20 protein-coding genes are annotated in these 22,280 nt (G+C 67.3%); 13 read left to right on the top strand and 7 right to left on the bottom strand.

What is annotated here, in order from left to right:
• Nucleotides 1–9: 9 nt before the first annotated feature.
• The 6 genes from ispG to PQI66_RS01520 all read left to right on the top strand — a co-directional run bounded on the left by ispG (nucleotide 10) and on the right by PQI66_RS01520 (nucleotide 7,336).
• Nucleotides 10–1,182 carry a flavodoxin-dependent (E)-4-hydroxy-3-methylbut-2-enyl-diphosphate synthase gene (gene ispG / locus PQI66_RS01495; protein WP_339995437.1) on the top strand — a complete coding sequence of 391 codons (1,173 nt, stop codon included), beginning with the start codon at nucleotides 10–12 and terminating at the stop codon, nucleotides 1,180–1,182.
• Nucleotides 1,183–1,304: 122 nt separating this feature from the next.
• Nucleotides 1,305–3,203, top strand: coding sequence for a penicillin-binding transpeptidase domain-containing protein (locus PQI66_RS01500; RefSeq protein ID WP_339995438.1), 1,899 nt, complete (start codon nucleotides 1,305–1,307; stop codon nucleotides 3,201–3,203).
• 11 nt (nucleotides 3,204–3,214) lie between these two features.
• Complete coding sequence (gene map / locus PQI66_RS01505) at nucleotides 3,215–4,099, top strand: type I methionyl aminopeptidase (protein ID WP_339995440.1); 885 nt, start codon at nucleotides 3,215–3,217, stop codon at nucleotides 4,097–4,099.
• Between the two features lie 37 nt (nucleotides 4,100–4,136).
• Complete coding sequence (locus PQI66_RS01510; RefSeq protein WP_339995441.1) at nucleotides 4,137–4,724, top strand: carboxymuconolactone decarboxylase family protein; 588 nt, start codon at nucleotides 4,137–4,139, stop codon at nucleotides 4,722–4,724.
• Between the two features lie 130 nt (nucleotides 4,725–4,854).
• Nucleotides 4,855–5,661, top strand: coding sequence for a hypothetical protein (locus tag PQI66_RS01515; RefSeq protein WP_339995442.1), 807 nt, complete (start codon nucleotides 4,855–4,857; stop codon nucleotides 5,659–5,661).
• 169 nt (nucleotides 5,662–5,830) lie between these two features.
• On the top strand, nucleotides 5,831–7,336 hold the full coding sequence (locus tag PQI66_RS01520; protein WP_339995443.1) for a hypothetical protein: 1,506 nt from the start codon (nucleotides 5,831–5,833) through the stop codon (nucleotides 7,334–7,336).
• Between the two features lie 152 nt (nucleotides 7,337–7,488).
• Here the strand turns inward: PQI66_RS01520 and PQI66_RS01525 are convergent, their stop codons facing one another.
• The 3 genes from PQI66_RS01525 to PQI66_RS01535 all read right to left on the bottom strand — a co-directional run bounded on the left by PQI66_RS01525 (nucleotide 7,489) and on the right by PQI66_RS01535 (nucleotide 11,637).
• Nucleotides 7,489–8,532 (bottom strand): ABC transporter substrate-binding protein, encoded by a 1,044-nt coding sequence (locus tag PQI66_RS01525; protein ID WP_339995444.1) that lies wholly within the window; start codon nucleotides 8,530–8,532, stop codon nucleotides 7,489–7,491.
• Between the two features lie 186 nt (nucleotides 8,533–8,718).
• Complete coding sequence (locus PQI66_RS01530; RefSeq protein WP_339995445.1) at nucleotides 8,719–10,254, bottom strand: mannitol dehydrogenase family protein; 1,536 nt, start codon at nucleotides 10,252–10,254, stop codon at nucleotides 8,719–8,721.
• A gap of 30 nt (nucleotides 10,255–10,284) precedes the next feature.
• Nucleotides 10,285–11,637, bottom strand: a complete 1,353-nt coding sequence (locus PQI66_RS01535; RefSeq protein WP_339995446.1) for an RbtT/DalT/CsbX family MFS transporter — start codon at nucleotides 11,635–11,637, stop codon at nucleotides 10,285–10,287.
• A 158-nt stretch (nucleotides 11,638–11,795) separates the two neighbouring features.
• Between PQI66_RS01535 and PQI66_RS01540 the strand changes: the two genes are divergently transcribed.
• Nucleotides 11,796–12,647 carry a DeoR/GlpR family DNA-binding transcription regulator gene (locus PQI66_RS01540; RefSeq protein ID WP_339995448.1) on the top strand — a complete coding sequence of 284 codons (852 nt, stop codon included), beginning with the start codon at nucleotides 11,796–11,798 and terminating at the stop codon, nucleotides 12,645–12,647.
• A 1-nt stretch (nucleotide 12,648) separates the two neighbouring features.
• Complete coding sequence (xylB, locus tag PQI66_RS01545) at nucleotides 12,649–14,070, top strand: xylulokinase (protein WP_339995449.1); 1,422 nt, start codon at nucleotides 12,649–12,651, stop codon at nucleotides 14,068–14,070.
• 97 nt (nucleotides 14,071–14,167) lie between these two features.
• Here xylB and PQI66_RS01550 read toward each other — a convergent pair whose 3' ends face one another.
• The 4 genes from PQI66_RS01550 to PQI66_RS01565 all read right to left on the bottom strand — a co-directional run bounded on the left by PQI66_RS01550 (nucleotide 14,168) and on the right by PQI66_RS01565 (nucleotide 17,556).
• A complete protein-coding gene (locus PQI66_RS01550; protein WP_339995451.1) occupies nucleotides 14,168–15,208 on the bottom strand; it encodes an alpha/beta hydrolase family esterase in 1,041 nt (346 codons plus the stop codon).
• Nucleotides 15,209–15,211: 3 nt separating this feature from the next.
• A complete protein-coding gene (locus tag PQI66_RS01555; protein ID WP_339995453.1) occupies nucleotides 15,212–15,544 on the bottom strand; it encodes a VOC family protein in 333 nt (110 codons plus the stop codon).
• Nucleotides 15,545–15,625: 81 nt separating this feature from the next.
• Nucleotides 15,626–16,549: an ornithine cyclodeaminase family protein gene (locus tag PQI66_RS01560; RefSeq protein ID WP_339995454.1), complete on the bottom strand. Its 924-nt coding sequence runs from the start codon at nucleotides 16,547–16,549 to the stop codon at nucleotides 15,626–15,628.
• A gap of 47 nt (nucleotides 16,550–16,596) precedes the next feature.
• Nucleotides 16,597–17,556: a LysR family transcriptional regulator gene (locus PQI66_RS01565; RefSeq protein WP_339995455.1), complete on the bottom strand. Its 960-nt coding sequence runs from the start codon at nucleotides 17,554–17,556 to the stop codon at nucleotides 16,597–16,599.
• Between the two features lie 153 nt (nucleotides 17,557–17,709).
• Here PQI66_RS01565 and PQI66_RS01570 point away from each other — a divergent pair, with 153 nt between their 5' ends.
• Genes PQI66_RS01570 through PQI66_RS01590 form a run of 5 tightly spaced genes read left to right on the top strand, consistent with a single transcriptional unit; the run spans nucleotide 17,710 to nucleotide 22,271 of the window.
• Nucleotides 17,710–19,074, top strand: coding sequence for a CitMHS family transporter (locus tag PQI66_RS01570; RefSeq protein ID WP_339995457.1), 1,365 nt, complete (start codon nucleotides 17,710–17,712; stop codon nucleotides 19,072–19,074).
• A 20-nt stretch (nucleotides 19,075–19,094) separates the two neighbouring features.
• Nucleotides 19,095–20,450 (top strand): acyclic terpene utilization AtuA family protein, encoded by a 1,356-nt coding sequence (locus tag PQI66_RS01575; RefSeq protein ID WP_339995459.1) that lies wholly within the window; start codon nucleotides 19,095–19,097, stop codon nucleotides 20,448–20,450.
• A complete protein-coding gene (locus PQI66_RS01580; protein WP_339995461.1) occupies nucleotides 20,450–20,800 on the top strand; it encodes an AtuA-related protein in 351 nt (116 codons plus the stop codon). The genes PQI66_RS01575 and PQI66_RS01580 overlap by 1 nt, the downstream gene beginning before the upstream one ends.
• Nucleotides 20,797–21,606 carry a CoA transferase subunit A gene (locus PQI66_RS01585; RefSeq protein WP_339995463.1) on the top strand — a complete coding sequence of 270 codons (810 nt, stop codon included), beginning with the start codon at nucleotides 20,797–20,799 and terminating at the stop codon, nucleotides 21,604–21,606. Before PQI66_RS01580 ends, PQI66_RS01585 begins: the two co-directional genes overlap by 4 nt.
• Complete coding sequence (locus tag PQI66_RS01590; protein ID WP_339995464.1) at nucleotides 21,606–22,271, top strand: CoA transferase subunit B; 666 nt, start codon at nucleotides 21,606–21,608, stop codon at nucleotides 22,269–22,271. Before PQI66_RS01585 ends, PQI66_RS01590 begins: the two co-directional genes overlap by 1 nt.
• The last annotated feature ends 9 nt before the right edge of the window (nucleotides 22,272–22,280 follow it).

Consider the following 22,280-nt stretch of genomic DNA (forward strand, 5'->3'; position numbering starts at 1 on the left):
AGACCACACATGACCGGAATTTCCCTCGGTTTGCCCGACGCCCCGCCGCCGGTGCTGGCTCCCCGTCGCAAGACCCGCCAGCTCATGGTCGGCAACGTCGGCGTCGGAAGTGACTACCCTGTCAGCGTCCAGTCGATGACCACGACGAAGACGCATGACGTCAACGCGACCCTCCAGCAGATCGCCCAGTTGACCGCGTCCGGCTGCGACATGGTGCGTGTCGCCTGCCCGAAGACCGTCGACGCCGAGGCGCTGCCCGCCATCGCCAAGAAGTCCCCGATTCCCGTGATCGCGGACATCCATTTCCAGCCCAAGTACATCTTCGCCGCCATCGACGCCGGCTGTGCCGCCGTCCGCGTGAATCCCGGCAACATCAAGGAGTTCGACGGCCGCGTCAAGGAAGTCGCCAAGGCTGCTGGAGACGCCGGCATCCCGATCCGTATCGGTGTCAACGCCGGTTCCCTGGACAAGCGCATCATGGAGAAGTACGGCAAGGCCACCCCTGAGGCACTGGTAGAGTCGGCACTGTGGGAGGCGAGCCTGTTCGAAGAGCACGGTTTCGGCGACCTGAAGATCTCGGTGAAGCACAACGACCCGGTGATCATGGTCGAGGCCTACCGTCAGCTCGCCGCTCAGTCGGACTACCCGCTGCACCTCGGTGTCACCGAGGCGGGCCCTGCTTTCCAGGGCACCATCAAGTCCGCGGTGGCCTTCGGCGCACTGCTGGCCGAGGGCATCGGCGACACGATCCGGACCTCGTTGTCGGCGGACCCGGTCGAGGAGATCAAGGTCGGCGACCAGATCCTGCAGTCGATGAACCTGCGCCCCCGCAAGCTGGAGATCGTGTCCTGCCCGTCCTGCGGGCGCGCGCAGGTCGACGTCTACAGCCTCGCGGAGCGGGTCACCGCCGGTCTGGAGGGCATGGAGGTGCCGTTGCGCGTCGCCGTGATGGGCTGCGTGGTCAACGGTCCGGGTGAGGCGCGCGACGCCGACCTGGGTGTGGCCTCGGGTAACGGCAAGGGTCAGATCTTCGTCAAGGGTGAGGTCATCCGTACCGTCCCCGAGGACGAGATCGTGGAGGTCCTCATCGAGGAGGCCATGAAGATCGCTGAGGACATGGACCCCGAGGTGCTCGCCGCCGCCGGGCTCACCGGCTCACCGCAGGTCAAGGTCACCAGCTAGACAGTCCGTCGACATCGTGTCATGGACCGTGAGGTCCGCCCGGGGGTGGATGTGGGATCACGGTCCATGACGCGTTCGTGTTTGTCCCGGGAACCAGTGCCGGGCGCTGCTAGCGTCGGAGCATGATCCAGAATCCGGGGAATCCCGGGAGCCCGGCGAACGCGGGGACACGACCCCCGAGGCGCACCGTCGCCGCCACCGTCCTGAGCCTCATTCTCGCCGCCGTGACGGTCGCCGCCACCGCGTGCACGCCGCGCCCGGACGTCGCCGACGACATCATCGGGGACTTCCTCGCCGCGGTGGGAGCGCGCGACATCGACGCCGCCGCCGACCTCACCGACGACGCGACGACGGCCGCGGCGGCACTCGACGAATCCTGGTCGGCACTGCAGGCGGAGTCGTTGGATGCGGAACTGCACGACGTGCGGACCGACGACAACGTGGCGACCGCGGACTACTCGATGGCGTGGGGACTGCCCGGCGACCGGACGTTCAGCTACGACGGCACCCTCACCGCCACCCGCACCGACGGGGACTGGACGGTGCGGTGGCGGGCGTCGATCCTGCACCCCGACCTCGGAGCCGACCAGCATCTGGAGCTACGGCGGGTGGAGGCCCAGGTCGCCGACATCGTCGGGTCCGACGGTGCTGTGCTCGCGACGCCGGGGACGACCTGGCGGCTGCTGTTGGACACCGCCGAAGCGAAGAAGAACGGCGGGGTGCAGGGGACCGTGGACCGGATCGCCCACGTCCTGGACGCCGCCCATGCAGCCGACGAGGCCGTCCCGACGATTGATCCCGCCCGGGTGTCGGCGGCGGCACTGGACACCGACGGCAGTTACTCGGTGACGATGATCCCCGGCGAGGTCGGGGAGCAGGTGCAGCCGGACCTGGAGGCGATCAACGGGGTCCGGTTGAACGAGGAGCCGGCGATGGTGCGTCCCGACCCGGGGTTCGCACCCGACATCATGTCGCGGGTCACCCAGCTGGTCGAACCGGAGCTCGCCGGGGAACCGGGCTGGGAGGTCGTGGCAGTGAACCAGAACGCGTCGGTCGTGCGCACGATGGAGCGTACCGCCGCCGAACCGTCCCCTGCGGTCAAGGTGAGCCTGTCGCGGCAGGTGCAGGAGGCCGCCCAGAAGGCGGTCGACACCCGTCCCAACGATGAGGCGATGATGGTGGTGATGCGTCCCTCGACCGGCGAGGTCCTCGCCGTCGCACAGACCGCGGAGGCCGACAAGCAGGGGGATGTGGCTCTGTCGGGACAGTATCCGCCCGGATCGACCTTCAAGGTGATCACCGCCGCGGCCGGTGTGGAGAAGGAGAACCTCACCGCGGACTCGACGGTGGCGTGCCCGTCGACGCAAGACATCGGCGGACGCATCGTGACCAACTACAACTCCTTCTCCCTCGGCAACACCCCCCTGCGCAACGCCTTCGCGCAGTCCTGCAACACCACCTTCGCCCGAATCTCCACCGACATGGCGCCGGGGGAACTGAAGGACGAGGCCAGGAAGTTCGGACTGGGCCGCGACTACGACATCCCGGGGCTGACCACCATGACCGGGCAGGTGCCCGAGGGCGAGGTCATGCTGGACCGCACCGAAGCGGGCTACGGCCAGGGTCTCGACCTCGCCAGCCCGTTCGGCATGGCCCTGGTCGCGGCGACGGCGGCGAACGGACGCACGCCGGTGCCGAACCTCATCGACACCGATGACGTCCACACACGGGACGCGGACGGCAAGGACGCCGTGGAAGGCGCGCCGCTGGCGCCGCACGTCCTGGACAACCTGCGTGACATGATGCGGGCGGTGGTCACCAGCGGTTCGGGTTCGGCGATCTCCGGCGCGGGCGAGGTGTACGGCAAGACCGGTGAGGCGGAGATCAACGAGGGGTCCCACGCGTGGTTCATGGGTTACCGGGATGATCTGGCGTTTGCGACGATGATCGTGTTGGGAGGCGGGTCGGAGCACTCGGTGGCGGTGACCCAGCAGTTCTTCAGCAATCTGGACGGGGAGTAGGCTGGGGCGTCATGAGTAGAGCGCTTCTGACCCCCGGTACCCCCACTCCGATCCGCAAGGTCCCGGACAGCATCGTCCGTCCCGAGTACGTGTGGAGGGACGAGGTCCGGGAGAACGTCGGTGAGCCGTGGGTGCAGACTCCGGAGGTCGTGGAGGCGATGCGTGAGTCCTCCCGCATCGCCGCCGGCGCGCTGTCGGCCGCCGGTGCTGTGGTGGCGCCGGGGGTGACCACCGACGAGATCGACCGTGTCGCCCACGAGTACATGTGCGACCACGGCGCGTACCCTTCCTGCCTGGGCTACCGGGGATTCCCGAAGGCGTCGTGCATCAGCCTCAACGAGATCGTGTGCCACGGAATCCCGGACACCACGGTGGTGCAGGACGGTGACATCGTGAACATCGACGTCACCGCCTTCAAGAACGGTGTCCACGGAGACACCAACGCCACCTACCTGGCCGGTGACGTGGCTGAGGAGCACCGCCTGCTGGTGGAGCGGACCTACGCCGCGATGTGGCGGGGGATCAAGGCGGTGAAGCCGGGTCGGGAGATCAACGTGATCGGCCGGGTGATCGAGGCGTACGCGAAGCGTTTCGGGTACTCGGTGGTGCGTGACTTCACGGGCCACGGCGTCGGCCCGACGTTCCACAACGGTCTGATCGTGGTGCATCACGACGAGCCGTCCTACGACACGGTTCTGGAGCCGGGGATGACGTTGACCATCGAACCGATGCTGAACCTCGGCGACCTGCCCTACGACATCTGGGACGACGACTGGACCGTGCAGAACAAGGACGGCAAGTGGTCCGCGCAGTTCGAGCACACGATGGTGGTTACCGAAACCGGTGTCGACGTGCTCACGCTGCGGGAGGACGAGAAGGACCAGACGGTGAAGTAGCACCGGGGTGGACCGTCGCCAGGTAGTGTGTTGGGGTATGAACCTATCTGGTCGGGAATCAAACGCAGTGGACGGGGTCTCGCGTATCGCACGTCCGGGGGAGAAGGTACCGGGTGTGCGTGAGCTGGGCGTCGTCAATCATCTTGTCGCCCGGATCGGGGCGAGGGTGCAGGGGACGGAGACCATGGGGGTGTTCTCGACCATTGGTCGGGCCCGGCGGTTGTTCAAGACCTGGCTGGTGTATTCGGCGACGATGATGCCGTTCGGCTACCTGCCGCGCAAGGAGACTGAGCTGGTGATCCTCCGTGTCGCGCACCTGAAGGGCTCGGAGTACGAGGCGGCGCACCACCGGAAGTTGGGGGCGTCTGTGGGGTTGACGGACGGGCAGATCGAGGCGATGTCGGGTGACTCGCACGGGCAGACGCGACGTTGGGGCGTGATCCTGGATGCGGTGGACCAGATCGTCGCCGACGGGGAGGTGGACGAGCAGACCTGGTCCGCCCTGGCGAGTTACCTGTCTGACCGGGAGTTGGTGGCGCTGGTGATGCTCGTGACGAACTATGCGGGACTGGCGACGGCGTTGTCGGTGCTGGGCACGCCCGTCGACAAGGCCCGGGGACGGTGAGGATAGTTTTGCCTCTGGACCTGACCGTGAATGTGGGTTACCCTGTGATGGTCTGACCCGACGGGGGTGTGGGCGGGGGCCGTGGGGATCGACGGTTCTCTGGATGCTGTGAAGGGGTGGGGTGGGGCCTATGGTCCACCAGAATTCTGTTGCGGGGGATGACGGCTCTCATCGGCTGCTCATCGTTCCGTGTGCGCTGGTTGTCCTGGTGCTGGTGTTGATGGTGACGGCGTGCTCGACGGTGGACGGCCAATCCGGTGGAGGCGGGGGCGTCGCTGCGGTCGCGGACGTGGATGGTACGGATGACGTGCCGGACGGGGGTGAATCATCGGACGGGGGCGCTTTGGCTGAACCGGAGATCACTGAGGACGGTCGGATGCTCCAGCCCGACGGTCATGTGGGGATCTGGTTCGAGACGGAGCCGACTGACTCGTTGGAGAAGCTGGTCTACGAGTCGCAGCGCTATGTCGGCCAGCCGGTGATGCTCGAACCCATCGGGGACAGGGCACTGATGCCACAGTGGGAGGACATGCCAGATCCCTGCCATCCTGAGGTCATGCGAAGGATGGGGGAGTTGGGGTTTGAGGTGGTTGACTCGGGGACACTTGGGTTTGGTCTTGCGATGTGTGGCGTCATGACAAGTGCTGAGGGGGCGAGTACGGGTTTTGGCTTGGAGCTGGGTTTTGTTGAAGATACTTCTGTATATTCTGGCGGCTCGGGAAAATCATCTTCCGATGAGGTGCCGTACGAGCTAATTGAGACTTCCGGCGACCTCTCGGGACTGGGTTGCGTCGCAATTCTCAGTAATGTCGTCAATGGATACTCTGCTATGGCTTCTATGTCCTCGTTTGGGAGCTTCGATGATTGTGGTTATTCGGCATTTGCGATACAGATAGTAATTAATGGATCAGGGGGAGAATATGTTGTTTCGATATGATGACTCGAACTTGCTGCGCGTCGTTGAAAGGGTAGTTGAAGCGAATGTGCAATTAAATATAGGTACTCATATTGGCGGTCAGCAGGTTGGTTTCACCACCTCGCCATCTCTAGGGGCCGTCGCCACCCAGTACACCTCGTACCTGGGTGCGCATCCGGGGTCGTTGGCAGTGGCGACGAACGCGGCAACGATCAACGTGCAGTGGTTGCACGACTCGCTCGTCCCGCTGATTACCGCGCTGACCGAACAGGAGTACCTCTCGGTTGACGCATTCACCGGTATGCTCAGCTTCACGGACGCGCCGGAGAAGGAGGTGAAGTTCGGGATGCCTCCGCGTCCGGAGATCCCCATCCTTGATCTCGCATACATTCCCCCAGTAGCCGCCATCGAGGCGACGACGCCACTGAAAGTCCTCACGGCGATGTTCGCGGGAGACGACAGTGGCATCATCGCCGCAGCGGAATCATGGAGTTCCGCCGGACGCCGTATGTTGCAGGCCGCGGAATCGCTACGTAGTGCAGCGGCACTGATCGCCGGCACGACCGAAGGAAGCGCATTTTCGATCGTGGAACAGGCAATCTCCACGATCGCCAACCAGTGCGACACCGTGGCTACGAACTCCGCTGCCATGGCAGCATCGATGCTCGAACTCCCGCCGATACGGGTTGCAGCACACGCGCAGCTCATCGCCATGGAAGCAGAGATCGCAGCCGAAGCGACTGCCGCCGGAGCGGCGACAGGAGGGGCAGGTGCTGCGGCCGTCGCCGCGAAATCACAGGCCCAGGTCGCCGCGTTCGTATCCGGATTCCTCCAGCCCGCACTCGACACCGCCCGACCGCTGGTCACGAACCTGTCAGTCCCAGTCGTCAACCACACGGGCGGTGGAGCCCTGACCTCCGGTGGCGCAGCCACCCTGGCGGCCAACGAAACCATCACGCAGGTTGCCGGAGGGGCGGCAGCGCCTGGTGCAGGCCAGGTAGCCGGACAGCCAGCACCGGCCACCCCGCAGGTCGGCCAGGTAGGTACCACCCCTGCCGGCGCCGCCCAGGCCGCCCCCGTGTCTCATGCTCCGGCGGCACCATCGGGAGGACCCGGCTACGCTCCCGGCGGAGCTCCGGCCTCCCCGGTATCGATGCCAGCCGGGCGGCCGACACCCGCGAACATCCTGCAGGGGAGGAGCCTTCCGGACAGGCGGACAGCTGGTCCCGGAGCAGGAACAACTCCCACCACCCGGTACACGCCGGGCGGTGTGGCTCAGCCGTTGCTCCCTCGAGGGATGAACACGGCAACACCGGGAAAGCTGATGTCGGGAACGATCAACGGCACGACTGCACATCACGGTGCCGGATCAAGTTCCTCGCAGAACGGGGCGGGAGCCAGGGGTGCCGCACCCGGAATGTCCGGTGCGGCCCCCGCATCGGGATCCGGTCAAGGAGGCCAGGCACACCGTGGCGCGGGAGCCGGTGCAGCACCCATGAACGCGTCCGGACAGAAGCCCGCTGCGAACGGACAGGGCAGGGGCGCGTCCGCCAACTCGCTCTTCGGTGGCGGTCAAGGCAGGCGGCCAGGACTGCGCGGGAGAGGGAAAGGCTCCGGCAGTTCCCTGCTGGAATCGTACTTCCGCCGTCAATTCCTCGGCGAGAAGTCAACGACGGTGAAGAAAGTCATTCGTTAGCACCGTGGCGCGTCCGCCGCCCCCGGCACAGTGCTCGGGGAGGGTCGGCGGTCACGACGTGACAGTGGGCCTGACGATCATCGACCGATCGTCAGGCCCACTGCCATGTATCAGGATGTAGTGAACTCCGGCCGTCGCACTACATGCCGGGACTACTCGGCGTCGACAGCGTCCTCGGCGTCGACGATCTCAAGCTGGTCACGCAGCTGCTCCAGCAGCCAGGCGTTTGACAGGGAGGAAGGGATGTTCAGTGCGGCCATGACCGCCTTGTCGTCCTCGACCACGGCGCCTGACTCGACCTGCGGCAGCTGGCTGTACCCGGCGATGGCGCGGATCTTGTCCATGCCCTCGGTGGCGTACATGCCCATGAAGTTCGCCGCGAGGTCCGAGACACGCTCGTAGGAGATCTGGGCACGGCCACCCTCGGTCTTCAGGGATCCGTCGGTGAAGGACGCCGGCAGGGTCATGCCCAGACGAGAGTAGAAGGTGTTGGCGATGTTGTCGGGGTCGGCGATGACACCGAACTGGCCGCCGCGGTCCTGCACGGTCAGCGCCGTCTTGCCCTCGAGACCGGGCAGTTCCTCACGGACGGCGGCGAAGGCCTCCTCGTCGGCGTCGATGACGTCCTGGGCCTTGTCCTCGAGACCGTAGATCTCGCCCAGGGCCTGGAGCTGCGGCTCCCAGTTCGCGTCCTGGTCCATGCCGGGCAGCACGTTGGTGACCTTGGACAGCTCGTTGTAGGTGTCTTCGTCGATGCGGTAGGTGTCTCCGACGACCAGGTCCGGATCGTGGGCGGCAACCTCCTCGAGCGGGAACTCCTCCGACACCGGGATGCGCTCGACGTCCTCGAGCTGCGGGTTCTTCCAGTCGGCGTTGGCGTCGTCGCCACGCTCGACAATCACGTCCGGGGTGATGCCCAGTGCCAGGAGGTTGTCCACGGCCGTGCCGATGGCGACGACGGTCTCCGGGTTGGTGTTGTAGGTCGCCTCACCGTACATGTTCTCGATGGTGACCTCGGACACCTCGGCCCCACCCTCGGCGTCGCTCGAGGCACTGTCCGAGGACGAGGTGTCGTCGGAGCTGGTGTCCGAGTCGTCGGAGGAACATCCGGCGAGGACGAGGCCACTGGCGAGGATGGAGGCGGTCAGCGTCCGACGGACGGTACGCGCAGGGGAGCGGCGGGCAGTGTGCAGCATGAAGGGCGAGTCCTCTCGTACCCGGCGCAGAAGGTGCGGACGCCGTGGACGGCGGACAAACCGGGCTGAAGTGTCAGTGAAACATCACGTAACCATAGGCTACGTTTACCTGTAGTAGGCCACACCGAACCTACTACAGGGCGAACACTCCAGACAAGGGTCTGTCCGGGGAAGAGTTACCCCCGTTCATCGCTTCAGGATCCCGTCGAGCGTGGCCTCCGCACCGACAGTGTGCAGGGACCTCAGTGCGGTGACGTAGTCGGTGGTGAACTCGACGGAGTCCACCAGATCGCCGAAGATCTCCCGGTCACGCAGGAACGCCAGGACGTCGTCCCTGTTGTGCGCGGCGGTGGTGGTCACCCGGTCGGCCATGCGGTCGACGACGGTGATCGGCTCGCCGTCCTCGTCCGTCCCCTCGGCGTAGCGGGCCCAGGACGCGACGACCGCGGCAGCGAGGCGGACGGGACGTCCGGCGGCGAGATTCTCGCGGACGACCGGGAGCAGCCACTTGGGGATCCGGTCCGAGCTTTCCGCGCACAGACGGGCGACGGTGTCCTTGACCGCCGCGTTGCCGAAGCGTCGGATAAGCGTGCGACGGTACGCGTCGAGGTCCACCCCGGGCAGCGGTTGCAGGGTCGGCGTCGCCTCGTCGGTCATGTAGGCCAGCAGGAACTCGCCGAAGCGCGGGTCGGCCATGACGTCGTGCACCATCCGGTGCCCCGCCAGGTAGCCGAGGTAGCACAGACCCTGGTGGGACGCGTTGAGCAGTCGCAGCTTCATCAGTTCATAGGGGACGACGTCGTCGACCAGCTGGACGTCGGCGTCCTCGTAGCGGGGACGTCCTGCGGTGAAGGTGTCCTCCAGCACCCACTGGGTGAAGTCTTCGGACACCACGGGCCAGGCGTCGGTGTAGCCCCGGGCGGCGACGTCGGCACGGTCGCCGTCCGTGGTCTCCGGGGTGATGCGGTCGACCATCGAGTTGGGGAAGGCGACGGAGTCGTCGACCCAGGCGCCGAGGTCGGCGTCGACGGAGCGGGCGAATGCGACGAAGGTGGCGTGGGCGACGTCCCCGTTGCCCTGGATGTTGTCGCAGCTCATGATCGTGAACGGGACGTGTCCGCACCGACGTCGTTCGGCGAGTGCGGCGGTGACCAGGCCGAAGAAGGTGCGGAGGCTGGCGTGGTCACCGGCCTGCAGCGCGGCCCGGTCGTGTGCGATGTGCTCGGCGTCCTCGACGAAGGCCCCGCTGACGTGGTCGATGTTGTAGCCGCCCTCGGTGACGGTGAGGCTGACGATGCGGATCTGCGGGTCGGCGAGCATCGCGACCGCGGCGGCGGGGTCGTCGGGGGCGAAGACGTAGTCGATGATGCTGCCGATGACCCGGGCGTCCTCGGCGCCGTCCGGTGCCTTGGTCGTGAGTGTGTAGAGGTGGTCCTGACCGGCCAGGGCGTCGCGCATGCGTACGTCGGACGGCATGACCCCGAGGCCGACGATGCCCCAGTCCAGCGCCTGGCCCTGGTTCATCAGACGGTCGAGGTACATCGCCTGGTGGGCGCGGTGGAATCCACCGACGCCGATGTGCACGATGCCGGGGGACACCTGCGAACGGTCGTAGGACGGGACGGCGGTCCGGCCGTCGGTCAGGTCGGTGAGGGCCGGCAGCAGGTCGGTGGTGAGGGGGGTGAGGGGGGTGAGGGGGGTGGAGGACAAGGGGTGGGGCATGACGGTGGGGCTCCTTCGGAGGGGGCGGGGTCAGTTCTTCTCGGTCGCGGTGGCGGCCTGTTCGGCCAGGGGTTCGGGGACGTTGTCGGGTACGCCGTCGAACCCGGGCTGGTTGCCCCGCAGGGTCAACGACAGGTAGGCGGCGACGAGGTAGAGGGCGATCATGATCAGGGTCAGCCCGGTGGCACCGACGAGGGGGAGGAAGACGGCGACCAGCAGCGGGCCGACGGCGACGGCGGCACCGACACCGAGGTTGTAGGTGGACATCGCCGCGCCCGGGTGCTCCGGGTCGATCGCCACGGCGATTGCGGAGAGGGGGACGTAGCCGGCCAACGAGACGCCGAACAATGCGCCGAAGGCGAGGGTGACGCCGTAGACCAGGCCGTCCGACAGTCCCAGGGAGCGTCCGATCAGCGGGGTGAAGTACACCGCGGCGAGGGTGACGGCGCAGGCGACGGCCCCGGCCCAGAACATGGTGGTGGCCCAGCCGAGACGGTCGCCGATGCGTCCGTAAAGCGGGTTGAACGGCAGGTTGACCGCGTAGATCACGGTCGTCAGAATGAGGAACCAGCCGAGTTTCCAGCCGAGTTCGTCGGTGAAGTAGGCGGGGAAGTACACGGCCATGGCGTAGGTGGGCACGGAGTTGATGGTGCGGATGTAGGTGACCCGTCGGGCGCGCCTGTCGGTGGCCAGCAGCTTGAAACCCCGGGAGAGGGTGGCGCTGACTTCCTCGGGGTTGTCGACCAGGGGGCGTCGTCCGACGGGTTCACGGATGCCGACGAGGGCGACGGCGGCACCGATGATGACCAGGGAGAGCGAGAGCCAGAGTGTCTGGTAGAAGTCCAGGTCCAGCAGGGACAGTGACAACGTGGCCGTCAGGGCGCCGAGGGTCGGCAGGCCGGCGGAGAAGCCGACGTAGAACCAGCCCACGCCCGTGGCCCGGTCTTCGGCCGGGGCCACGGCGGTGATCCACACGAGGAATCCGTAGGCGAACAACGGGTAGCCGAAGCCGCGGAGGCCGTAGGTGATGAAGATCAGCCACGGGTTCGAGGTGGTCAGTGCCAGGCAGAGGAAGACCAGTTCCAGGGTGACCCACACCCCCGCTCCGAGCATCATCACCCGCCGTGGGCCCCACAGGTCGGACAGTGCGGCGGCGAAGAAGGCGGCGATGGCGACGGCGATGCCGTAGACGGTGACCAGGGTGCCCACGCGGGAGGTGGAGAATCCGTGGTCGTCGCGCAGGAAGGGTTCGAGGATGTTGGTCTCGACGCCGTCGCCGATCATGAAGATCGTCAGGCCGATGAAGCCCCAGATCAGGGCGCGTGGGACGCCGAGGCGGTCGAGGAGCCCGGTGGCACGGGGTGGTGTGGTGAGGGTCGTCATCTGTGCTCCTGGTGGGTGGGGACGCAGGGGATGTGGGTCACACGGGGCGAACCACTGCGGTCAACGTACCGCCATGATGTTGAAAAGTCACCACTTCCAACAAAAAAATGTTTGAAACGGGGGGTCAGTCACACCATGCCCGTGCTATCGTGGCTCCCATGCCACCGCCGACACCCGCGACCGGAGCCGAGAAACGTCCCGACAAACGCCGCGAGAACATCGTGGCCTACGTCACCCGGCATGGCACGGCCCGCGTCGAGGAACTCGCCGGGCACTTCGATGTCAGTCAGATGACCGTGCACCGTGACCTCGACAGTCTCGCCGCCGACCATCTGCTGGAACGCATCCGGGGTGGGGCACGGTCGGTGACCCCGTCGATGAGCGAACTCGGTGTCGGTCAGCGTCGGCAGCTGCACCGGGACGTCAAGAACGGGCTGTGCGCCCTCGCCGCGGAGCTCATCGAGGACGGTGCGGTCGTCGCCGTCGACGACTCCACCACGCTCGAACCACTGGTCACCCTGCTGCCGCAGCGCAACCCCTCGGCGCTGGTCACCCATTCACTGTCGGCGATGAGCCTGCACCGCCAACGCACCGGTGCCGCGAGTATCCGGCTGATCGGGTGCGGCGGCCAGTACATCCCGGAGACCGACTCCTTCCTCGGGGCGATGACCTGCGACCAGCTGCGCCGGTTGTCGGCGGACGTCACCTTCGTGTCGACGACCTCACTGCGCCCGGTGCCGGGAGCCGCCGGAGATCCGCCGGGCATGGCGTTGTTCCATCCGGACACCGAGGCGGCCGAGACCAAACGGGCACTTCTGGACATTGCCCCGGTGAAGGTCCTCGTCGTGGATTCGACGAAGTTCGGCGCACCCGGGGTGTTCAAGGTCGCCGATGTCGCGGAGTTCGACCACGTCATCGTCGACAACGATGTCAGCGACGCCGACCGGGCATTGCTGGACAGCAGCGGCGTGACCCTCCACGTGCTCGCCACCACCGAAGGAGACAACTGAGATGGCCCTGGTACTGGGGATCGACAGTTCCACGCAGTCCTGCAAGGCTCTGCTCGTGGACGCAGACACCGGCGAGGTCGTCGACGAAGGGCGGGCGAGTCATCCCGAGGGCACGGAGGTCGACCCGCGTGCCTGGGTGACGGCCATGGCCGAGGCGACTGCAGGACTGCTTGACCGGGCCGACGCCGTCTCGGTCGCCGGACAGCAGCATGGCATGGTGGCACTCGACGCCGACGGTGAGGTCGTCCGGGACGCCCTGCTGTGGAACGACACCCGCTCGGCACGTGCCGCCGAGGAGCTCATCGAGGAGATGGGAGGGGAGCGGGCGTGCGTGGACCAGACGGGCAGCCGCTACGTCGCCTCGATCACCGCGACGAAGCTGCGGTGGATGCGTGACCACGAACCGCACAACGCCGCGCGCACGGCCAGCGTCCTGCTGCCGCACGACTACCTCACCTGGCACCTCTCCGGCTACGGGGAGAAGGTCACCGACCACGGCGAGGCGTCCGGCACCGGCTACTACAGCACCCGGGAGCGTACCTGGGTGCCGGAACTCGCCGAACGGGCGCTGGGCCACGCGGTGGAGCTGCCACGCCTGGCGGATCCGAACGAACGTGTCGGCGTGGTGGCAGCCTCGGCGAACGCGGCCGCCGCCGAGCGTGGCACCGTGATCGCGCCGGGCACCGGCGACAACCAGGGTGCCGCACTGGGCCTGGCGCTGCAGCCTGGCGACGTGTGCGTGTCGATCGGCACCTCCGGGGTGGCCTCGGCGGTCGTGCCGGACAGCGTGCACGATTCCGCGGGCATGGTCACCGGGTTCGCCGACGCCTCGGGACGCTACCTGCCGCTGGTGGCCACGCTCAACGCCGCGCGCGTGCTGGACATGGGACGACGCCTGCTGGGGGTGGACTGGGAGGAGTTCGAGCGCCTGGCTCTGGCGTCGTCCCCGGGCGCCGGTGGACTGGTGCTGCAGCCGTACCTGGACGGGGAGCGCACCCCGAACCGTCCGGACGCGACGGGGATCTTGCAGGGCATCACCACAGCGACCACCCGAGAGGATTTCGCCCGGGCCACGGTGGAGGGCCTGCTGTGCTCCATGAAGGACGCGGTGGAGGCACTGGTCGGCGCGACCGGGGTGGAGGCCACCCGTGTCCTGTTGATCGGTGGTGGTGCACGCTCGGCGGCGGTGCGCGCCGTGGCGCCGTCCATCTTCGGTGTGGAGGTCCTGGTTCCGGACCCGGCCGAGTACGTCGCCCTCGGAGCGGCACGCCAGGCGGCCTGGGCACTGTCAGGGGATCCTCAGCCGCCGGAGTGGACGGTGGCGGGGACGTCCCCGGCGTCGGCGTCCTTCAACGGCAGGACGGTGCGCTCCTACGCCCACCTGCGCACCGCGACGAAGGACTGGAACTGGGGTTTGGGGTAGGGGACGCTCGACGGCTTATCGCCCCTACGCCAACCCCCCTGCCATCTGAGCCACCCGTCAGGTCAGAAAACGGCCGTTCCGTGACCTAGGGGGTGACTCAGATGACGGGCGTCGCCGGGGCGGGCCGATCACCTCGGGGTCGCGGGGAGTGCAGCGAGGATGTTCCGGAGAAGAACTCCCAGATCGCGCCGGGTCCGTCGTAACGGGCGCCGCCGGTGTTACCCCAGCGTCCCGTGCCGGTGGGGAAGGAGTGCCCGCTGTGGTCGACAGCGACCAGGCGCACGGGGAACCGGCCGTCCCAGGTGGTGATCTCGCCGTGGCCGTCGCGGACAGCGGGCGCCGCGGAATCAGCGGGGATGCCATTGCGCTCGGCGAACCATTCCGCGCTGGCCCGGGCAGAGTGGACCTCGCCGCGACTCTCGGCGAAGATGCCGGAACCGACGACGACCTCGCCACCGTCGAAAGGGTTCATGGGGTCCTCGCGGCCCTGCATGAAGATCGCGGGGACCGGGTCGCCGGAATCCCTGCAGCCGAGATTGTCGTCCGTCGGGACGTTCGCGTTCACTGAGGCGATGGCGTCGACCAGGTCAGGGGCCTCGTAGGCGAGGCGTTGCACCATGTGCCCGCCACTGGAGAAGCCGACGGCGAAGGTGCGTTCAGAGTGGAGGGTGTCGACGACGTGGCGCATCAGGCCGACGTCGTCGAGGTCCTTCTCTTTCGCCGCCCAGTCACCGGCGACACGGCACTCGTTCCAGTTGTTGTCGTGGCCGTCGATGTAGGCCACGATGAAGCCGTGCTCCTCGGCCTCGAGCTCCAGGTCGGGACCGATGCCGGAGCGGATCCCGTCGCCGGTGTCCCCGGTGCCGTGCACGACGAGGACGACGGGCATCGGGCCATCGGACGGCCCGGCGTCGGGGGTGTAGACGTTCCAGGTGCGTTCGATGCCGTCGAGGGTGGTGGCGTGGTGCGTGTAGGAACCTGGGGACACGGTGTCATTCCTTTCCGCGGTGACGGTGCCGCTGTCGGTGGTGGAGGGGACGCCCGACGTGCAGGCGCTGAGCAGGAGTGCCAGGGCCAAGCCGGCACCGGCGCCCGTGACCACACCTCGACGGCCCCGTGCCCGGTCGGTGCGCTTCATCGGTTATGCGCCGAAGAAGACGACCCGGTTCCCGTCCGGATCGGTGAGCTGCAGAATCCGTGCGCCGCCACCTGGTTGCGGACCGTCGTGTTCGATTCCCAGCGAGGTCATCCGTGCGGCGACGGCGTCGATGTCGGTGTCCCCGAGCACCACGCTCGACGCTCCGGCGCGACCGGGTTCCGACCAGACCTGCAGGCCGGCGCTCTCCCCGATGTGCCATTCGATCAGCCCGGGCATCGGCGCGGCGTCCGGCTCCCGCTCGAAGACGCCGCGGTACCACCGGTGGGCCCGGTCAAGGTCGGAGACGGTGCAGTGGGCGAGCACGCGGGTGATCATGGCGGACTCCTGTCCTGGTGACGGTGGCTTCGGGCACCCTGCATCTCAACGATACGACAGCAGCGCGCGGGCTGTCACCGGTCAGTTCTCCGCGCGGTAGGCCACCTGCGCGACGGCGAGATCCTGCCACCCCATGCCCACGGTCTTGAGGAACACCGGCCCACCAGCCTCGACCGGGCCGTGATTCACCAGGTGTCCCAGCGTGTGCAGGTCAGTGGTGCTGATCGTGCCGTTGTCCACGGCGATACGCACGTCGCCGGCTTCCCGCAGGGCGGTGTCGACGTCCTCGACGTAGGTGGTGGCGCGGGAGAGGAGCGTGTCGTCGGTCTCCCGGGCGTCCGGTTCGTGCGATCCCATGGCGACGACGAGGGCATCGTCGTTGACGAGGGACCCGTCGAAGAGCGGCTCCCGGGCACTGGTGCAGCACAGCACGAGATCGGCGTCCCGGAGTTCGGCGGCGCGGTCAGTACTGGCAGCGGCGGTGACACCGTCCTCGGTCAGGCGGGCGACGAGATCGGTGACCTTCTCCTCACGACGTCCGACGACGGTGACTGTACTGATCTGGCGCACGGCCGCTGCGGCATGGACGTGGTGGTAGGCCTGCGGGCCGGTGCCGAACAGGACGACGTCCAGCGCCTTGTCCGCTGCCAGGTGCCTGATGCCCAGCGCGGAGAGTGCCGGGGTGCGGATCTCGGTCAGTGAGCTGCCTTCCATCACCGCCGTCGGCTCGAGGGTGGTGCCGTCGAACAGCAGGTAGAGGCCCTGGATCTTCGGCAGGCCGACCGCCGGGTTGTCGGGGGCGACCGAGGCGACCTTCACGCCGGCGGTGCCAGCGATCTCGGCGGGCATGAGCAGGAAGCTGCCGTGGTCGAGGGGGACACTGCTACGCGGCTGTGCGGACGAGGTGTCGAAGCCGTCGCGCAGCGTCTGCTCGATCGCGTCGACGGCGGCGGTCATCGGTACCCGTTCATGGACGGTGTCGGCGGAGATGAAGGGGATGTGCATGGTGGTCCTCGTACGTGTTACTCAGAATCGGTCGGGGGACAGGTCGTCTAACGAGACAACCCCGTCCACGTGGTGAAGTCGGGGAGCGACACGGCATCCGGTGGTGTGGCCGAGATGAGCTTCAGGAACGCCGCGGCCGCCGGTGAGAGCGTGCGGGTGGTGTCCACCAGGACACCGATTTTGCGCGTGACCGGCGCTCCCCGGAACGGACGGAGCGCCACGCCGGGAACGCGGGTCATCGGGATCACGAAGCCGGGGACCGCGGAGATCCCGAGGTTCGCCGCGCACAGGCCCGTGACCGCGGAGATCGTTCCGGCGGTGACGGTCTGGGACGGGTGGATGCCCCGTGCCGCCAGTTCGCGGTCGGTGATGCGTCGTACGGAACTGGCTTCGGTGAAGGAGACGAAAGCGCGGCCGGCCAGGTCGTCCCAGTCGATCCCCGGTTTCTGCGCCAGGGCGTGGGTGGCGGGCAGGATGCAGGCGAAGCGTTCCTCGGCGACGGGGGAGAAGTCGAAGTGGTCCGGCAGACTTCCGATGAGTTCCGGGTCTTCGGCGGTGATGGCGAGGTCCACGGAGCCGTAGCGGCATTCCTCGATGATGTTCGCCGCCATGAGGTCCTGGAGGTTGATGCTGACGTTGGGGAAGGAGCGTCGGAAACGGTCGATGAACGGGGGCAGGAGAGTCGCCGCCAGCGACGGCAGGGTGGCCAGCCGGAGACGGCCGTTGGGTCCGCTGAGGTAACTGGCAACGTTGTTCATCTCCCGGTCATAGGTCTGCAGGATCACCCGTGCGGCGCGGAGGAACTCTGTGCCGGGGTCGGTGAGGGCGAAGCTGCGCGTGGTCCGCTCGAACAACCGGGTTCCGGCGGCTTTCTCCACCTGGGAGACGATGCGGCTCAGCGAGGACTGGGACTGGCTCAACCGTTCGGCGGCGGGGGTGAATCCTCCCTGGTCAGCGACGCAGACGATGACACGCATCTGGTCCACCGTGATGTCAGTTATCCGCATACTGCAAGAATCTATGCAATATTGTTGTTTGACGCAACTAAATGTCACTGTTCATACTGAGGACGTCCACGCGATCCAGGTCACAGTCCGGTGCCGACTGCCACAGGCTGTCACCGACCAGGAGGGTCGCAGCTACGTCGATAGGAGAGCCACGTGCTTGCTCTGTTCGGATTCCTCACGGTGGGAATCTTTCTGGCGCTGACCCTGTTCACCCGGACCTCGGTCCTGGTGGGCCTGGTGCTCGTGCCGATCATCTTCGCGGTCCTCGCCGGACGAGGCGGCGACCTCGGCGACTTTATCGGCGACGGCCTGCTGCAGGTCGCACCCATCGCGGTGATGATGACCTTCGCCATCCTGTTCTTCGCCGTCATGATGGAGGCGGGGCTGTTCGACCCACTGATCCGACGGATGGTCAGCTGGGCCAAGGGCGATCCCGTCAAGATCGCCATCGGCACCGCCGTCGTGACGATGTGCGTCCACCTCGACGGCGACGGCGCGGCGACCTTCCTGATCACCCTCTCGGCTTTCCTACCGATCTACCGGCGCATAGGTATGCGACCGCTGGCGCTCACCGCCATCGTCGCCCTCGGCGCCGGACTGATGAACATCCTGCCCTGGGGCGGGCCCACGCTGCGCGCCATGGCCGCACTGGACATGACCGCGGCGGAAGTCTTCACCCCGATGATCATCCCCATGATCGCCGGCGGGGTATGGGTCCTGTTCGCCAGCTACGTCATCGGACGCATGGAGCGCAAGCGTCTCGGCACGATCTCCCTGGACGCTCCGGCGCCGGTGGCTGTGGGCTCCGGTGGGGAGGCGATCCCCGCGGAGGACGGAACCGTCGATGCTCCCGCGGACGAGGATCACACCGACCATGCCCGGCGCGACCACGGCGTCCCGCGGTGGCGCATGGCGGTCAACCTGATCCTCACCCTGACGCTGGTGGTCGTGCTGTTCACCCATGCGGTCCCGATGGAGGTCTGCTTCATCGTCGCCTTCACCATCGCCGCCTGCGTGAACATCCCGAAATGGAAGGACCAGCAACAGCTGTTCCGTGAGCACGGGGCCAACGTGGTCCTGGTGACGTCCATGGTCTTCGCCGCCGGCGTGTTCACCGGCATCCTCGGCAACACCGGGATGATCGAGAACATGGCCCAGAGCCTCGCCGACGTCATCCCCGAGAGCTTCGGAGGATTCCTGCCCGTCCTCGTCTCGGTCGTGTCGATGCCTCTGAGCCTGGTGTTCACCCCGGACGCGTTCTACTTCGGCGTGCTGCCCGTGTTCGCGCACACCGCCGAGGTCATGGGCGTTGACCCGTCGATGATCGCCCGCGGTGCCATCGCCGGGCAGATGACCACCGGCTTCCCCCTCAGCCCGCTGACCGCCTCCACGTTCATCCTGATCGGTATGGCGAAGGTGGAACTGGGCAAACACCAGCGCTTCACATTCCTCTGGGCATGGGGCACCACCCTGGTGATCACCGTGACCGCGATCATCACCGGCGCCCTGACGTTCTAGCTTTCTAGGAGATATCTTCGATGCCAACCATCAGAATCGGATCCGGCGCAGGGTTCGCCGGTGACCGCCTCGACCCGGCCGTCAAAATCGCGAAGGACGGGGACCTCGACTACCTCGTGTTCGAGTGCCTCGGGGAGCGTACCGTCGCAGCAGGGCAACTCCGCAGGCTCAGCGACCCGGACACCGGCTACGACCCGCTGCTGGAGATCAGGATGCGTGCCGTCCTGCCACACACCGTGGCCCAGGGAACGACCGTGGTGACGAACTCGGGTGCCGCGAACCCCGAAGCCGCCGCCCGGCTGATCGCCCGTGTGGCTTCCGAGGTGGTGCCGGACCGGACGGTCACCGTGGCCTACCTGACCGGCGACAGCGTACTCTCCGAGGTTCGCTCCGCGGACCCGGACGTCTGGGAGACAGGCCGGCCCTTGTCGTCTGACGACGCCGGACTGGTCTCCGCGCACGCCTACCTCGGAGTCGAGCACGTCCTGCCGGCCTTCGAGGCAGGTGCGGACGTCATCGTCACCGGACGGCTGGCCGACCCCTCGCTGTTCCTGGCGCCCATGGTCCACGAATTCGGGTGGCAGCTCGACGACTGGGCGCGCCTGGGCGCCGGGACGTTCGTCGGCCATCTGCTGGAATGTGCCGGACAGGTCACCGGCGGCTATTTCGCCGACCCGGTGACCAAACCCGTGCCCGGCATGGAAGACCTCGGGTTCCCTTTCGCCGACATCAGCGACGACGGCACCGCGGTGCTCGGCAAACTCGCCGACACCGGTGGCATGCTCACCCGGCAGACGGTGCGCGAACAAATGCTCTACGAAGTCGCCGACCCGTCGGCCTACCTCACCCCGGACGTGACCGCCGACTTCTCCGGCGTCCACCTCGGCGAGGTAGGGGAGAACGCCGTGCGGGTCAGCGGGGCGACCGGACGTCCCCGCACCGGGACGCTGAAAGTCACCCTGGGCTTCCGTGGCGGCTGGCTCGGCGAAGGACAGATCACCTACGCAGGGCCCCGCGCCCGCCAGCGCGCGGAGATGGCCTGGGACATCGTCCGGCACCGGCTGGACCACGTCCACGGCATTGACCTGACGACCGTCAGCGTGGAATTCATCGGCGACGGCGCCGCCTTCCGCGGCATGATGCCGGTGACGGACCGTCCCGACCCGCCTGAAGTCCGCCTGCGCGTGGCCGCACGCGTGGACACCGACACCCAGGCCCGCGCCATCGGCTGGGAGGTCGAGGCGCTCTACTGCGCCGGACCCGCCGCCGGCGGGGGAGCACGCACCGCGAGCAGTGAAGTCCTCGCCATCCGCTCGGCGCTGCTGCCCCGTGAACGTATCGCCGCGCAGGTCACCACCATGAAAGGAGACCGCTGATGAATGCCCAGGCAGCCCAGACAACGCTCGACGACTACGCCGATGCGCGCACCGGCGACAAAGGTGACACCCTCATCGTCGCCGTCCTGCCCCGCACCCCTCACAACTACCGGCAGCTGCGCGCACACCTCACCGAAGATGCCGTGGCAGAGCACTTCTGCTGCGACGTCCGGGACGTCACCGTCCGGGACGTGTCCACCGTCGAATCCTTCGTCTGCGAACTGCGCGGCGTGCTCGGCGGCGGCGTCACCGGCTCCCCGGTGCTCGACGGGCACGGCAAGACACTCAGCTACCACATGCTCACCCTCCCGATCCGTGAGCACGACGACCGAGAAGGAGAACAACGATGACTGACTCGTCTCACTCCGCCCACCTCACCAGCCTCGCAGCGAAAGTCGTCGCGACACCGCAGAAGGCCGTCCGCGACATCACCGACGGTGCCCGGCTCGCCGTCGGCGGCTTCGGACTCAACGGCATCCCCGACAGCCTCATCACCGCCCTCGTCGACACCGGTGTCGGCGATCTGGAGATCTACTCGAACAACTGCGGCGTCGATGACTGGGGCCTGGGACTGCTGCTCAACAACCGGCAAGTCCGTCGCGTCGTCGCATCGTACGTGGGGGAGAACAAGGAGTTCGCCCGCCAGTACCTCGCCGGCGAACTCGAGGTGGAACTGACCCCGCAGGGGACCCTGGCCGAGAAGCTGCGTGCCGCCGGTATCGGCGTCCCCGCCTTCTACACGCCGGCCGGGGTGGGCACACCCATCGCGGACGGCGGTCTGCCGTGGAAGTACCGGGAGGGCGGCTCGGTCGCCGTGGCGTCCCCGCCGAAGGAGGTCCGCGAGTTCAGAGGACGCCGGTACGTCCTGGAGGAGGCACTGCCCGCGGACGTCGCCCTGATCCACGCAGATATCGGGGACACCGAAGGCAACCTGGTGTTCGCGAAATCCGCGATGAACTTCAACCCCCTGTGCGCCATGGCGGGAACGGTCACCATCGCCGAGGTGGAGCGACTCGTGGAACCCGGCGAGATCGATCCGGCGCAGGTACACCTGCCCGGCATCTTCGTGCAACGCATCGTGGAGACCGGTCCGCAAGAAAAGAGGATCGAGAAGCGGACCGTGCGGGACGACAAGCACGAGAGCGAGGAGAACTGATGAGCTGGACGAAGGAACAGATGGCGGCACGCGCCGCGCAGGAACTCGAGGACGGTCAGTACGTGAACCTCGGCATCGGCATGCCCACGCTGATCCCGAACCACCTGCCCGACGGCGTGCACGTCGTCCTGCACAGCGAGAACGGCATCCTCGGCACCGGACCGTACCCGACGGACGAGGAACTGGACCCCGACCTCATCAACGCGGGCAAGGAGACCGTGACCGTGAATCCGGGTGCGGCGTTCTTCGACTCCTCCCTGTCCTTCGGCATGATCCGCGGGGGACACGTGGATGTCGCGGTACTGGGAGGAATGGAGGTCTCCCGGCACGGGGACCTGGCCAACTGGATGGTGCCCGGCAAGATGGTCAAGGGCATGGGCGGGGCCATGGACCTGGTGCACGGAGCGCGGAAGGTCATCGTGCTGATGAACCACCTCTCCAAGGACGGTTCGCCGAAGATCCTGCCCGAATGCACGCTGCCACTGACCGGACAGGGAGTGGTCGACCGCATCATCACCGATCTGGCGGTCATCGACGTGGTGCGGGACGGTGACACGGGTGCCGGTGGTGCGGTGCTGGGTGGGCACCTGGCCCTGCGGGAAGTCGCGCCGGGTGTGACGCCGGAGGAGGTGGTGGCGGCGACGGGTGTGGAGCTCGAGCGGTAGTCGCCGCGG

The sequence above is a fragment of the Corynebacterium sp. USCH3 genome (genome assembly GCF_037619475.1).
Lineage (GTDB): Bacteria > Actinomycetota > Actinomycetes > Mycobacteriales > Mycobacteriaceae > Corynebacterium.